This window comes from Halomonas alkalisoli (assembly GCF_021412585.1).
In the GTDB taxonomy this organism is placed as follows: Bacteria; Pseudomonadota; Gammaproteobacteria; order Pseudomonadales; family Halomonadaceae; genus Halomonas; species Halomonas alkalisoli.
Genome location: NZ_JAKCMI010000037.1, coordinates 187,871 through 200,512 on the forward strand (window position 1 = coordinate 187,871; position 12,642 = coordinate 200,512).

Here is a 12,642-nt window from a genome sequence, read left to right on the forward strand (position 1 = left end):
CGCGGCTTGGCGAGGCGCCATCAACCCTGCGCCTCGACGCCCTGTTCCGGCACCATGTGCTGCTCGGCCCCTTCCTGGTGCGGGGGCTGGACCATGGCAGTCAGTATGGCAAGTATCAGCACCAGCGCGATGGCGAGCCAGCAGAAAGGGCGGCCAATATAGCGCTCGGGGTCGCGGCGAATCTGGCGCAACCCCATGATCCCAAAGATGGCGGCGGCGATATTCACCGGGGGCATGCTGCCCGCAAGCAGCAGCGCGATGATTGCCGTGACGATGGACGCCATGGCCCAGGGGGAATAGTGTCGGCGCGTCGAGGAACGGGGGGCATTGTCACTGTGCAACGAGTCTTCACTCCCTGTAATTCCGGACAGGATCCTCCCCATGCTACGCGCTCAGCGCCCCCGCACCAAGTTCAGCCAGCATGAAGCGGAGGCCGGCGGTGCGACTCGGCCGGAAAATCAGCGCGGGCGGCGGGGCTCGCGACTCGCCGACAGCGTGACCGACACCGAATCGGCAAAGCGCAGCGCATGAGGCTTGTCGATCTCGACCTGGGCGGTGAGCACGGCCTCATGGGACATGATCAGGTCGAGGATCTCACGGGTCATGCGCTCCAGCAGCAGAAAGCGATTTTCCTCGACCAGGGCGATGACCGCCTTGGTGATGGTGCGATAGTTCAGCGCCTGTTCGATACGGTTGAACGCCACGGCATTGTCCGCCCGGTAGCGGATGATCGCGTTGATCACCACATCCTGGCGATTCTGTATCTCGTCGTCCTTGATCCCGATATAGGTGCGCAAACGAAGATTCTTGATTCGTATGGTCGCGAGATCGTGGTCGAAGTGCTGATCATCCAGGGCGTACAGCGTCATGGCAGGAGCTCCGGTGTAAGGACATGTCGCGGCGAGCAGGCAACAACCGCCGGCCGCTGGCGCTCAGCGACTGTTGACGAGGGTAAGAAACTCCTGTCGAGTCGGTTGATTTTCGCGAAACGCCCCCAGCATCACCGATGACGTCATGCTGGAATTCTGCTTTTCGACGCCTCTCATCATCATGCAGAGATGCCGCGCCTCCACGACGACGGCCACGCCCCTGGCATCGGTCACCTGCTGGACCGCCTCGGCGATCTGTCGCGTCAGGTTTTCCTGGATCTGCATGCGCCGGGCAAACATGTCGACGATGCGTGCAAACTTGGAGAGTCCCAGCACCTTGCCGTTGGGCAGGTAGGCGATATGGCACTTGCCGATGAATGGCAGCAGGTGGTGCTCGCACATCGAATAGAGCTCGATGTCCTTGACCAGCACCATCTCGTCGGTTTCGGACTCGAAGACCGCACCGTTGATGATGTCCTCAAGCGTCTGGGCATAGCCGCGATTGAGAAACTGCATGGCCTTGGCGGCCCGCTTGGGGGTGTCACGCAGCCCTTCTCGCTCCGGATTCTCTCCCAGCTCGAGAATGATCTGGCGATAGTGGTTGGCAAGTTCTTCGATCATGGTCGGGCCCCACGCTTACCGATGGTTTGGTGATGGCCTGGCCATCACTTAATGCACAAATAATATACAAAATTCCATCTTTGTATAATAAAAGTTTGCTTGAAACGGTGATTCTATCGCAACCGCGGCCTGATCGCAGGCCATGCGTCAACAGCGACGCCTCCCTGCGACATTCCTCCGCTACGGCACCCCGGGGGGCTATGATAGAATTGCACCATTCGAATGACTGCCCCTATCTGCAGCCGTGTCTATCGAGAGCCCGATATGATCCCTACCCCGACCCTGGCAGCCGCCGGCCTGTCCCTGCTGCTTCTGCCCTTTGCCGCTTCTGCCGCCACCCTGTCGCTGCCCGCCGATGCCACCGTCGCCGTAAAGGTGATCGACGAACTGACCCTCGACGCCGATACCCCGCGACAGGCTGACATCCTGCTCAGCCCCGTCAGCGGCGACAGCAACGCTTCCCACGAGCTGCCCGAATACTGCGTGCTGGTGGGTGATGCCAGACTGGACGCCGAGCGAGTCCGCATCACTGCCAGTACGCTGACCTGCATCGAGACGGAAGGCGCAGACAGCGAGATATACAGCGGGGAGATTTCGGCCGCCGCCTACGAGATGGATGGCAGCTACGGCATAGACGCCTGCGATGCCGGCCGCTGCGAGCTGACGCCGGAGCACGCCTTTCAGCTCAAGCTGGCCAGTGCCCTCGACATCGAGCAACAGGACAACCCGGCGGCACGCATCAATGAGCAGCGACGCCAGGCGGATGGCGCCGGCATCGCCAATCCGATACCGGCCGAACGCCCCGACCCGGACCAGTAAGCCTCTCGACGACACCAGCGAACGCGCCCCCAGGGGCGCGTCTGCCTTCTCAGGCCACTCCAGGCAACCCTCAGGCCAGCCAGCGCGGCGACTTCTCCAGCAGCAACCGCTGCTGCTCCAGCATGCGGATATGGCCGTCCCAATAGCCGGCATCGGCCAGCCAGGGAAAGGCCGGCGGAAACGCGGGATCCTCCCAGCGCGCCACCAGCCAGGCACTGTGGCGCAGGAGCCGAAGGGTCCTCAGCGGCTCGATCAACGTCAGCTCACGCCGATCGAAGTCGCGGTGCTGCTCGTAGCCCTCCATCACCTCTGACAGCTGCATCTGCCACTCGGCGTCGTGCTCCGCCGTGAGCAGCATCCAGAGATCCTGAATGGCGGGTGCCGTCAGGCAGTCATCGAAGTCCACAAGGGTAAAATCCTCGTCTCGTCCGAGCACATTGCCGATATGACAGTCGCCATGCACGCGGATCGCCTTCTCCCCAGCCCAGGCATGCGGCTGAAGGGCCTCGTGAAGGGCAGTGGTCACCCGCTCATAGGCTCGGCGCTGCTGACGCCCCAGCCAGTGGCTGCCAAGCACCCGCTCCCTCGCTTCCAGTACCATGGTATCGAGATCGAGCGTGTTGCGGTGTCGAAATGACGACCGCTCGCCAACGGCATGCAGCGCGCCGATGACCTCACCCATGGCGAACAGGTGCGCGGGGTTTTCCAGCTCGGGGGCCTGCCCCGACACCTGGGGAAAGAGCGTGAAACGAAACCCCTGGTCATGATGCAGCGATTGCCCTGCCGCATCCCGCCAGGGCGCTGATACCGCCACCCCGGCCTCTTCCAGCTCGATCAGGAAGTCGTGCTCTTCCTGGATCTGGGCGTCGCTCCAACGCTCGGGGCGGTAGAACTTGACCACCCAGCGACGGCGCTCGTCGTCATGCACCAGAAACACGCGGTTCTCATAGCTGTTCAGCGCGAAGGGTTCGCCGGGCAGCCACAGGCCCAGGGACTCCACCGCCGCCACGATTCGTGACGGTTCAAGCCGGGCAAAGGGGTGCGTCGACGCCATGCTGCCTCCGAAGTTCCAGTAAGGGACCACTAACGGAGTAGCATGCTACCAGAGTTGCGAAAATGGCGTACGCGCCACCGCCCATGCCTCCACCTCTTCTGCGCCGGCGCGGCGGCACGCCTGGGCCAGGGCATCCAGCGTCGCCCCGGTGGTCATGACATCGTCCAGCAGCGCCACTCTCCCGGATAACGAGGCGGTGACGTCGAAGCCATCCTTCAGGTTGCGCCGGCGCTCGCTGCGGTCGAGCCCCCGCTGGGAGGGGGTATCCTCCAGGCGCCTGGCCGACCGCAGCGGAACGCCGAGGCGCGGTGCCAGTCGCCGGGCCAGCCACTCGGCCTGGTTGAAACCCCGCTGTCGCGACCGGTTCGGATGCAGCGGCACGGCGAGCAGTGCATCGGGGCGCGGGATGTCGGCCAGCCGGGTTTCGAGGATCGCCACCAGCACGCTGCCCGCCCGCGGCGAGGCCTTGAACTTGAAGCGCTGCATGAGGGACGCCACCTCGTCCTGGTAGCGCAGCGGCACCCAGGCCCGGTCGAAGCTCGGGGGGTGCTCCAGGCAACGCCCGCAGAGCCGCCCCGCCAGCGAACCAGCGGGCTGCGGTTCGGCGCAGCGCGGGCAGGCCGGCAGGTTCCAGGGCAACGCCTCGAAGCAGGGCTGGCACCAGGGCTGCCCGGCCTTGCCGGGCGCCAGGCAGAAAGCGCAGCGCCCAGGCAGCACGCGCCTCAGGCCACCGTCCAGCCCCGACAGCGCCAGCCGGGGCCAGTGCGTCCAGCCATATCCGCCAGGCGCCTGCCGCTTCGCCGTCGCCTTGCTCGCCCTCTTCTCCATCGCGTTCCCCCACCCATCCTCGACTTAGTCAACACTGGAGCAGCCAAGGGTTGACAGCAATGAGCCCCTACGCAATCCTACCGTCAACCAAATATATTCAACCGGTTGACCAACAGCGAGTCTGATCATGTCCCCAGCGCCTAATCCTCCCAGCCCCTCCGAGCAGACCCTAGCCGGAAATCCCGAGGTCCGCCACGACTGGTCCCTGGCCGAAATCGAGGCGCTGTTTGCCCTGCCCTTCAACGACCTGCTGTTTCGGGCGCAACAGGTACACCGCGCCCATTTCGACCCCAACGCCGTGCAGGTGTCCACCCTGCTGTCGATCAAGACCGGCGCCTGCCCCGAGGACTGCAAGTACTGCCCCCAGTCGGGTCATTACAACACCGACCTCGACAAGGAGAAGCTGCTGGAGATCGAGAAGGTGGTGGAGCAGGCCAGAGCGGCACGCGACGCCGGAGCGAGCCGCTTCTGCATGGGGGCCGCCTGGCGCAGCCCCCGGGAGAAGGACCTCGAGGTGGTAATGGAGATGGTCAGCCGGGTCAAGTCGCTGGGGCTCGAGACCTGCATGACCCTCGGCATGGTGGACAGCGACCAGGCCAAGCGCCTGGCCGGCGCCGGGCTCGACTACTATAACCACAACCTCGATACCTCCCCGGAGTACTATGGCGAGATCATCACCACGCGTACCTATGGCGACCGGCTGGAGACGCTGGCGAGCGTGCGGGAAGCGGGCATGAAGGTCTGTTCCGGGGGGATCCTGGGCATGGGCGAGGCGCCCCGTGACCGGGCGGCCCTGCTGCAGCAGCTGGTCCGCCTGGAGCCGCACCCCGAGTCGGTGCCCATCAACATGCTGGTCAAGGTACCCGGCACGCCGCTGGAGGATGTCGAGGACCTCGATCCCATCGTCTTCATCCGCGCCATCGCCGTGGCCCGCATCCTGATGCCGAGGAGCCACGTGCGACTCTCCGCCGGGCGCGAGCAGATGAGCGAGTCCACCCAGGCCCTGGCCTTCCTGGCCGGCGCCAACTCCATCTTCTACGGCGAGCGGCTGCTGACCACCGCCAACCCCCAGGCGGAGCGCGACCGCGCCCTTTTCGACAAGCTCGGCCTGCACCCGGAGCGTCGCGAGACCTGCACGGACGACTCACGCCAGCAGGAAACCCTGGAAGCGGCCATGGCCCTCAAGACGGGCCAGTCCAGGGCCGATGCCCTCGCCTACGACGCCACCCTGGCCTGAGGCGCGCCGTGATCCAGCAGTCCCACTGGTCCCGGCGGCTCGCTGCCCGAGCACAGGAGCGCAGGCTCCAGGGGCTCTGGCGCCAGCGAGATACGCACGGGCCTGACAGCGGCATGCATGACTTCGCCGGCAACGACTATCTCGGCCTGGCCCGGGACCCACGCCTGGCCCAGGCCCAGGCCGAGGGCGCCAGGCGCTTCGGTGCCGGTGCCGGCGCCTCGCACCTGGTCAGCGGCCACCTCGGCGTCCATGAGGCCCTGGAGCAGCGCCTGGCCGAGCTTACCGGCCGGCCACGGGCGCTGCTCTTCTCCACCGGCTACATGGCCAACCTGGGCACCTTGCAGGCGCTCTGCGATGGCAATACCCACCTCTTCCAGGACCGTCTCAATCACGCCTCGCTGCTCGATGGCGCGCGCCTTGCCGGCGCCCGGTCGCGACGCTTCCACCACCGAGACCTGAATGACCTTGACCGCCTTCTTGCACGGGTGCCGTCCGACACCCTCAAGCTGGTGATCAGCGACGGGGTCTTCAGCATGGATGGCGACGTGGCCGATATCGAGGGCCTGGCCACCGTCAGCGCCCGACACGATGCCTGGCTGATGATCGATGACGCCCATGGCCTGGGTGTCCTCGGCGACCGCGGGGAAGGGTGTGCAGGACGAGCCCAGGATGCCGCGCGGGTGCCGATCCTGGTCGGCACCCTGGGCAAGGCCCTCGGCACCGCCGGTGCCTTCGTCGCCGGCAGCCATGAACTGATCGACCACCTGATCCAGTTCGCTCGTCCCTATGTCTATACCACCGCCCAGCCCCCTGGAGTGGCCGCCGCCACCCTGAAGGCGCTGGACATTCTCGCTGCCGAACCCGAACGACGCGCCCGGCTGCTGAGCCTGGTACGCTATTTTCGCCATGAGGCCGAGCGGCTCGGGCTGCCCCTTGCCCACTCCGACACGCCGATCCAGCCCCTGCTGCTGGGCGAGAGCCTTCGCACCCTGCGCTGGGCCGCCGCGCTGCGGGAAGCCGGCTTTCTCGTCGGCGCCATTCGACCGCCCACCGTACCGCAAGGCCAGGCGCGCCTGCGTATTACCCTCAGTGCGCGACATACCCACGACACCCTCGATGCCCTGCTGGAAGCCCTGGCCGGCCTTCAACAGGCGGAGCGTGCAGCATGACGAAACTGGTACTGCTCTCCGGCTGGGGCATCGATGCCCGGATCTGGCAGCCCCTAGCCCCCTACTGGCCCGATGATGTCGAGGTGACGACACCCGACTGGCCGGGCTATGCCGGTCAGGCGCTCGATGAAATGCTGGCCCCCGATGACCTGGCCGGCCTTGGTCGCCGGATGGCGGCGGCGCTTCCTGCCGATGCGGTCTGGGTCGGCTGGTCGCTGGGCGGGTTGCTTGCCTGTGCACTGCTTGCGCACCTGCCTGCGCCACGCACTCTGGTCATGCTCGGAACCGGCCCCCGATTCTGCAGCACGGAGGGTGTCACTCCGCAGGAACTGGGCACCTTCCAACGCGCCTTCGCACGCAACCCGGAGGCGACCTGGCAACACTTCCTGCGCTGGCAGCTGCAGGGCGAACCCGATGCACGTACCGCACATCGGCGCCTGCTGGACCTGATCGGCAGAAAGCCCAGCGCATCCCACTCGACACTGGCCGCGGGGCTCATCCAACTGGCCACGCTCGATGTTGCCCCTATACTGGCCGCCCCCCCCTGCGGCGTACTGCGCATGGCAGGCCAGCAGGACCCCCTGCTCTCGCCCGCTTCGCGACACGCCGCCGACGTCACACTCGGCGCAACGGGGCACTGTCCGATGCTCACCCGTCCAGACCTGCTGGCAGACCACCTGGTAGATATCGCCCAGCGCACTGGCGATGGCCGGAACGAAACCGCCGGCAGCAGGGAGGAAGTCTCATGACGGTGGCCGCTCACGTCGTCATCACCCCTGTCGAAGCCGAGACATGGCGCAGCCGGGTGGCTCACGCCTTCTCCCGCGCCGCTTCCCGCTATGCCATCCTGGCCGGAGCGCAGCTATCCATGGGCGAGGCGCTCTGGCGCCATCTGCCCTCGCGTGCCACAACCATCCTCGACCTCGGCTGCGGCCCAGGGCACTGGAGCGCGCGCCTGGCCTCTCGCTACAGGCAGAATGCCCGGGTAACCGGCCTCGACCTGGCCCCCGGCATGCTCGCAAAGGCTCGCGACGACCATGGCGAGTGCATCCGGTGGCTCCAGGCCGATGCCGGCGCGCTGCCGCTGGACAATGCGACGCAGGACCTCGTCTTCTCCAACCTGGCCATTCAGTGGTGCCCCGACCTGGATGTCGTGCTGTCGGAGATTCAGCGCGTACTGCGCCCGGGCGGCCGGGCCCTGATCAACACCCTGGGGCCGGGCACCCTGGGCGAAGTGGCCCATGCCTGGTCCTCCTCCGCCCTGCTCGGCTTCCGCTCCCGCGAGCACCACCTGATCGGTGCGCAACTGGCGGGCTTCGACGGCGTCCGGCTGGAGGAGAAAGTCGAGCGTTTCTTCTATCCGGACCTGGCCGCGGTGATGGCATCCATCAAGGGGGTCGGCGCTCAGACGGCACGCCCCGACGCCCGCCTCACCCGAGCCGACCTGGCCCGAGCCCAGCGCCGCTACGAGTCCCTGCGCGAGCCCCAGGGCCTGCCGGTGAGCTACACGCGCCTGACGCTGATTCTCGACAGGAAATGAGCACAATGCCTGCCTATTTCGTCACCGGAACCGATACCGACGCCGGCAAGACGCTGGCCACCGCCGGCCTGCTGGCCCTGGCTCGTCACCAGGGCCTCACCACCCTGGGGCTGAAGCCCGTCGCCTCGGGCTGCCGGCGCACCTCAGCAGGGCTGCGCAACGACGATGCACTTGCCCTGCAGTCGCGCAGCGAGCCGGCCGTGCCCTATGCCGTCGTCAACCCCTTCGCCTTCGCACCCGCCATCGCCCCCCACCTGGCAGCAAGGCGGGACGACCGCCTCGTTACCCTGACGGCCCTGGCAAGCCATGTCGAGCCGCTGCTGGATGGCCCCCAGGACCTGATCCTGATCGAAGGTGCCGGTGGGTGGCGGGTTCCGCTCAACGACAGCGAGGACCTCTCCGGGCTGGCCCTGCGCCTCGAGCTACCGGTGATCCTCGTCGTCGGCCTGAAGCTTGGCTGCATCAGCCATGCGCGACTGACGGCGGAGGCGATCCAAGCCGATGGCCTGCGCCTCGCCGGCTGGATAGGCAACCTGCTCGACGCCGACTTTGCCACCGATACGACCCTCTATGAAGAGAACCTGGTCACCCTCGAGCGCACCCTCCCCGGGCCCTGTCTCGGCATACTGCCACGCCTGGACGCCGTCGATGAGCAGAGGCGCCCCGAGTCCGCCGCTACCTGTCTCGTGCTGCCCGATGACGATTGACTTGCCCGCGGGCGTCCGTACAATGTGGACGCCTGCCCAACCCTGCGGATGTGGTGGAATTGGTAGACACGCCAGATTTAGGTTCTGGTGCCTTCGGGCGTGGGAGTTCAAGTCTCCCCATCCGCACCATTTCAATAGTTTGAATTTCCTTACTTTTCATCTTCGCTTCGCAATGCGAGGCATGCATGTCGCGTGCCTGGTAGCCTGGCACCGTACCGTCCTGAACCCGCGCCCCTGCCCTCGCTCCCTTCCTGTCCGTCGCCACCCAACGGAGGCTCGTTGATGTCCCACGTCTGGCACCCCTATGCCCATCTCAAGACACAGTCGCCGGCGCCAAAGGTAATCGGCGGCGAAGGTCCACGCTTTACCCTGGAGGGCGGGGAACGGCTGCTCGACGCCACCTGCTCCTGGTGGTGCATGATCCATGGCTACGGCCACCCCCGCCTGGTGGCGGCGATACGCGAACAGGCCGGCGAGCTGTGCCATGTCATGCTCGGCGGGCTGAGCCATGAGCCAGCCGATCGCCTGGCCGGGGAGCTCGTTCGCGTGACCCCCGAGGGTCTCAACCATGTCTTCTTCTCGGACAGCGGCTCGGTGGGCATGGAAGTGGCCATGAAGATGGCGGTGCAGTATCACCAGTTGAGAGGCAAGCCCGGCAAGCACCGGCTGCTCTCCCTGATGAAGGCCTATCACGGCGACACGGCGGGCTGCATGGCGGTCTGCGACCCCGAGGAGGGCATGCACTCACTGTTTGCCGGCTACCTGCCCCGGCACCACTTCGCCCCCGCCCCCACGGCACCCTTCGACGCCGATCCGGCCTCGGTCCAGGCCGATCTCGACCGCCTCGAAGCGGTGCTGGAGCGCCACCATCAGGAGATCGCCGCCCTGCTGATGGAGCCGCTGCTGCAGGCGGCGGGTGGCCTCAACATGACCTCCCCCCACTATCTCGTTGGCGCGCAGGCGCTATGCGAGGCGTACGACGTACTGCTGGTCTTCGACGAGGTGGCGACCGGCTTCGGCCGCACGGGCACGCTGTTCGCCGCCGACCACGCCGGCATCACGCCGGACATCATGGTGCTCTCCAAGGGGCTGACCGGCGGCTACCTCGGCCATGCGGCGACGCTGGCCACGGACCGGGTGCATGACGCCTTCATCGGCGACAGCCCCTATCATGCCTTCATGCACGGCCCCACCTTCATGGGAAATCCGCTGGCCTGCCGGGTCGCGCTGGAGAGTCTCGCCATCTTCGAGGAGGAGCGCTACCTGGACCGGATCGCCACCCTTCATCGGATCCTGCGCGAGGAGCTGGTTCTGGACACCCGGCTGCGCGCGCACCCCCTGGTCGCCGATGTCCGCGCCCTGGGTGCCACCGCCGTGATCGAAGTCCGGGATCCCGCCTCGCTGAAAGGCGTCGCGGAGTACGCCCGCCGCCAAGGCGTCTGGCTGCGCCCCTTCGGACGCTGGCTCTATACCATGCCGGCCTATATCACCTCGGAAGAGGACATGCGCCGCATCACCGGGGTCATGAAAGCCTGGTTCTCCTGATGCACAAACGCCGCACTCCTCACGGAGCGCGGCGTTTGGCCTGGGGAAACGGCCGGCTATCAGGCCATGGCGGGCTGGGCGTAGGAGATCGGCGCCAGCTCGCGCTCGTTCTCGAAGGTCACGATCTCGTAGGAGTCGGGCTGGGCCAGCAGGGCACGACAGAGCTGGTTGTTCAGCGCATGGCCCGACTTGATGCCGCGGAACTCGCCGATCAGGCTGTAGCCCAGCAGGTAGAGATCACCGATGGCGTCGAGTACCTTGTGCTTGACGAACTCGTCCTCATAGCGCAGGCCGCCCTCGTTGACGATGCGATAGTCGTCGACCACGATGGCATTGTCGAGGCTGCCGCCCAGCGCCAGGTTGTTGGCGCGCAGGTACTCGAGATCGCGCATGAAGCCGAAGGTACGCGCCCGGGACACCTCCTTGACGAAGGAGGTGGTGGAGAAGTCCACCACGGCGGTCTGCTTCTGGTCTTCGAACACCGGGTGATCGAACTCGATGGCAAACGACACCTTGAAACCCTGATGGGGCAGGAAGCGCGCCTCCTTGCCATCCTCCTCTACCAGCACCTCACGCTTGATGCGAATGAACCGCTTCGGCGCTTCCTGCTCGGCGATGCCCGCCGACTGGATCAGGAAGACGAAGGGCCCGGCGCTGCCATCCATGATCGGCACCTCGGGGGCGCTGACATCCACGTAGGCATTATCGATGCCCAGGCCTGCCAGGGCCGACATGAGGTGCTCCACGGTGGCGACCTTGACGCCATCCCGCGACAGCGCGGTACACAGCGTCGTGTCGGTAACCAGGGAGGCGCTGGCCGGTACCTGGACTTCCGGGTCGAGGTCGGTACGCACGAACACGATACCGGTATTCACCGGTGCCGGGCGCAGCGTCAGATAGACCTTCTTGCCGGAATGGAGACCGACGCCGGTGGCGCGGATGCTGTTTTGCAGAGTGCGTTGTCTGATCATGGGCAGTAGCCAGGCAGTTGTTAGTTATCAAACACCGTTCACTATAACACCGAACAGGCGTTTCAACAAAAAAACATCTCCTGGCCCTGCCTGATCGCGCAAATCGCCGCCATCAATCAGCTTGGCGGCGCAGGAAGGCCGGGATGTCGAGATAGTCATCCAGCTCCTGAGGCGTGCGGCGCTTCTCGGGCTGCGGCTTCGGGGCCTCCTGGGGCTCGGCCTTGGCCGCTGCACTCTGCTGGCGCATGGCCGGCTGAGCGCGCTGACGATAGTCGCTACCCTCGGAACGCTTGGCACTCTCGCGGCCGGCCACTTTCTGCTGGCGTCCTTCCAGCCCGGCCGCCACGACGGTGACGCGCAGTTCGTCGGTCATGTCCATGTCGATGGAAGTACCCACCACGATGGTGGCATCCTGGGAGGCAAACTCCTGGACGGTGGCACCCACATCGTTGAATTCACCGATGGAGAGATCCGGGCCGGCCGTGATATTGACCAGGATACCCCGAGCGCCATGCAGGTCGATATCCTCGAGCAGCGGGCTGCGGATCGCCTTCTCGGCGGCCTCGCGGGCGCGATTCTCGCCGGTGGCACCGCCCGTACCCATCATCGCCATACCCATCTCGGACATCACGGTGCGCACGTCGGCGAAGTCGACGTTGATGATACCGGGACTGGTGATCAGCTCGGCAATGCCCTGCACCGCCCCCAGCAGCACATCGTTGGCGGCACTGAACGCCGTCAGCAGGCTGGCGTTCTTGCCCAGCACCGACAGCAGCTTCTCGTTGGGGATGGTGATCAGGGAGTCGACGTGTTCGGAGAGCTCCTTCATGCCCTCTTCGGCGACCCGCATGCGCTTGGGCCCCTCGAACGGGAACGGGCGAGTGACCACCGCCACGGTGAGGATGCCCAGCTCCTTGGCCACCTGGGCAACCACCGGCGCACCGCCGGTGCCGGTACCGCCGCCCATGCCCGCCGTGATGAAGACCATGTCGGCACCACGGATCAAGTCGGCGATGCGCTCACGGTCTTCCATGGCGGCCTGGCGACCGACCTCGGGATTGGCACCCGCCCCCAGGCCCTTGGTGATCTCGCCACCGAGCTGGAGCACGGTTTTCGCCGACACTCGCTTGAGCGCCTGGGCGTCCGTGTTGGCGCAGATGAACTCAACGCCTTCGATATTGCTTTCGACCATGTGGTTGACGGCGTTACCGCCGCCACCACCCACGCCGACAACCTTGATGACCGCACTGCTCGAGGGTGCGCTATCTACCAGTTCGAACAT

General features: G+C 66.0%; 14 protein-coding genes and 1 tRNA gene. 8 read left to right on the plus strand and 7 right to left on the minus strand.

All coding sequences use genetic code 11. The annotated features are described in order from the left end of the window. Nucleotides 1–20 precede the first annotated feature (20 nt). From LY622_RS17040 to folE, 3 genes are all read right to left on the minus strand, one after another. The gene (locus LY622_RS17040) at nucleotides 21–341 is read right to left on the minus strand and encodes a DUF4190 domain-containing protein (RefSeq protein ID WP_234291983.1); all 321 of its coding nucleotides are present in this window, start codon (nucleotides 339–341) and stop codon (nucleotides 21–23) included. Nucleotides 342–458: 117 nt separating this feature from the next. Next, nucleotides 459–869, minus strand: a complete 411-nt coding sequence (gene folX, locus LY622_RS17045; protein WP_234291984.1) for a dihydroneopterin triphosphate 2'-epimerase — start codon at nucleotides 867–869, stop codon at nucleotides 459–461. Between the two features lie 63 nt (nucleotides 870–932). Beyond that, nucleotides 933–1,490, minus strand: a complete 558-nt coding sequence (folE, locus tag LY622_RS17050) for a GTP cyclohydrolase I FolE (RefSeq protein ID WP_114477714.1) — start codon at nucleotides 1,488–1,490, stop codon at nucleotides 933–935. A 264-nt stretch (nucleotides 1,491–1,754) separates the two neighbouring features. On the opposite strand from folE, the gene LY622_RS17055 reads away from it, so the two are divergent. Next, nucleotides 1,755–2,309, plus strand: coding sequence for a TraB/TrbI/VirB10 family type IV secretion system protein (locus tag LY622_RS17055; RefSeq protein WP_234291985.1), 555 nt, complete (start codon nucleotides 1,755–1,757; stop codon nucleotides 2,307–2,309). A gap of 70 nt (nucleotides 2,310–2,379) precedes the next feature. Here LY622_RS17055 and LY622_RS17060 read toward each other — a convergent pair whose 3' ends face one another. Further along, nucleotides 2,380–3,363 carry a serine/threonine protein kinase gene (locus LY622_RS17060; protein ID WP_234291986.1) on the minus strand — a complete coding sequence of 328 codons (984 nt, stop codon included), beginning with the start codon at nucleotides 3,361–3,363 and terminating at the stop codon, nucleotides 2,380–2,382. 45 nt (nucleotides 3,364–3,408) lie between these two features. Further along, the gene (locus LY622_RS17065; protein ID WP_234291987.1) at nucleotides 3,409–4,191 is read right to left on the minus strand and encodes a ComFC family protein; all 783 of its coding nucleotides are present in this window, start codon (nucleotides 4,189–4,191) and stop codon (nucleotides 3,409–3,411) included. A gap of 127 nt (nucleotides 4,192–4,318) precedes the next feature. Between LY622_RS17065 and bioB the strand changes: the two genes are divergently transcribed. The 7 genes from bioB (at nucleotide 4,319) to bioA (ending at nucleotide 10,389) form a co-directional block, all read left to right on the plus strand. Continuing rightward, nucleotides 4,319–5,428 carry a biotin synthase BioB gene (bioB, locus tag LY622_RS17070; protein ID WP_234291988.1) on the plus strand — a complete coding sequence of 370 codons (1,110 nt, stop codon included), beginning with the start codon at nucleotides 4,319–4,321 and terminating at the stop codon, nucleotides 5,426–5,428. Between the two features lie 113 nt (nucleotides 5,429–5,541). Continuing rightward, nucleotides 5,542–6,597, plus strand: a complete 1,056-nt coding sequence (bioF, locus tag LY622_RS17075) for an 8-amino-7-oxononanoate synthase (protein WP_234291989.1) — start codon at nucleotides 5,542–5,544, stop codon at nucleotides 6,595–6,597. Next, a complete protein-coding gene (locus LY622_RS17080; protein WP_234291990.1) occupies nucleotides 6,594–7,346 on the plus strand; it encodes an alpha/beta fold hydrolase in 753 nt (250 codons plus the stop codon). Before bioF ends, LY622_RS17080 begins: the two co-directional genes overlap by 4 nt. Beyond that, the gene (locus LY622_RS17085; RefSeq protein WP_234291991.1) at nucleotides 7,343–8,137 is read left to right on the plus strand and encodes a methyltransferase domain-containing protein; all 795 of its coding nucleotides are present in this window, start codon (nucleotides 7,343–7,345) and stop codon (nucleotides 8,135–8,137) included. The genes LY622_RS17080 and LY622_RS17085 overlap by 4 nt, the downstream gene beginning before the upstream one ends. Nucleotides 8,138–8,142: 5 nt before the next feature. Beyond that, complete coding sequence (gene bioD, locus LY622_RS17090; protein WP_234291992.1) at nucleotides 8,143–8,844, plus strand: dethiobiotin synthase; 702 nt, start codon at nucleotides 8,143–8,145, stop codon at nucleotides 8,842–8,844. A 44-nt stretch (nucleotides 8,845–8,888) separates the two neighbouring features. Beyond that, nucleotides 8,889–8,973, plus strand: a tRNA-Leu gene (locus LY622_RS17095). A 150-nt stretch (nucleotides 8,974–9,123) separates the two neighbouring features. Further along, nucleotides 9,124–10,389 carry an adenosylmethionine--8-amino-7-oxononanoate transaminase gene (gene bioA, locus LY622_RS17100; RefSeq protein ID WP_234291993.1) on the plus strand — a complete coding sequence of 422 codons (1,266 nt, stop codon included), beginning with the start codon at nucleotides 9,124–9,126 and terminating at the stop codon, nucleotides 10,387–10,389. A gap of 59 nt (nucleotides 10,390–10,448) precedes the next feature. Here bioA and lpxC read toward each other — a convergent pair whose 3' ends face one another. Both lpxC and ftsZ read right to left on the minus strand, forming a co-directional pair. Continuing rightward, nucleotides 10,449–11,360: a UDP-3-O-acyl-N-acetylglucosamine deacetylase gene (lpxC, locus tag LY622_RS17105; protein WP_234291994.1), complete on the minus strand. Its 912-nt coding sequence runs from the start codon at nucleotides 11,358–11,360 to the stop codon at nucleotides 10,449–10,451. Nucleotides 11,361–11,472: 112 nt separating this feature from the next. After that, nucleotides 11,473–12,642: a cell division protein FtsZ gene (gene ftsZ / locus LY622_RS17110; RefSeq protein WP_234281248.1), complete on the minus strand. Its 1,170-nt coding sequence runs from the start codon at nucleotides 12,640–12,642 to the stop codon at nucleotides 11,473–11,475.

Coding starts and splice junctions, on each gene's coding strand:
- folX (WP_234291984.1), bottom strand. CDS start 869: ATGACGCTGTACGCCCTGGATGATCAGCACTTCGACCACGATCTCGCG.
- LY622_RS17085 (WP_234291991.1), top strand. CDS start 7,343: ATGACGGTGGCCGCTCACGTCGTCATCACCCCTGTCGAAGCCGAGACA.
- LY622_RS17080 (WP_234291990.1), top strand. CDS start 6,594: ATGACGAAACTGGTACTGCTCTCCGGCTGGGGCATCGATGCCCGGATC.
- LY622_RS17055 (WP_234291985.1), top strand. CDS start 1,755: ATGATCCCTACCCCGACCCTGGCAGCCGCCGGCCTGTCCCTGCTGCTT.
- LY622_RS17060 (WP_234291986.1), bottom strand. CDS start 3,363: ATGGCGTCGACGCACCCCTTTGCCCGGCTTGAACCGTCACGAATCGTG.
- bioB (WP_234291988.1), top strand. CDS start 4,319: ATGTCCCCAGCGCCTAATCCTCCCAGCCCCTCCGAGCAGACCCTAGCC.
- folE (WP_114477714.1), bottom strand. CDS start 1,490: ATGATCGAAGAACTTGCCAACCACTATCGCCAGATCATTCTCGAGCTG.
- lpxC (WP_234291994.1), bottom strand. CDS start 11,360: ATGATCAGACAACGCACTCTGCAAAACAGCATCCGCGCCACCGGCGTC.
- ftsZ (WP_234281248.1), bottom strand. CDS start 12,642: ATGTTCGAACTGGTAGATAGCGCACCCTCGAGCAGTGCGGTCATCAAG.
- LY622_RS17065 (WP_234291987.1), bottom strand. CDS start 4,191: ATGGAGAAGAGGGCGAGCAAGGCGACGGCGAAGCGGCAGGCGCCTGGC.
- bioD (WP_234291992.1), top strand. CDS start 8,143: ATGCCTGCCTATTTCGTCACCGGAACCGATACCGACGCCGGCAAGACG.
- bioF (WP_234291989.1), top strand. CDS start 5,542: ATGCATGACTTCGCCGGCAACGACTATCTCGGCCTGGCCCGGGACCCA.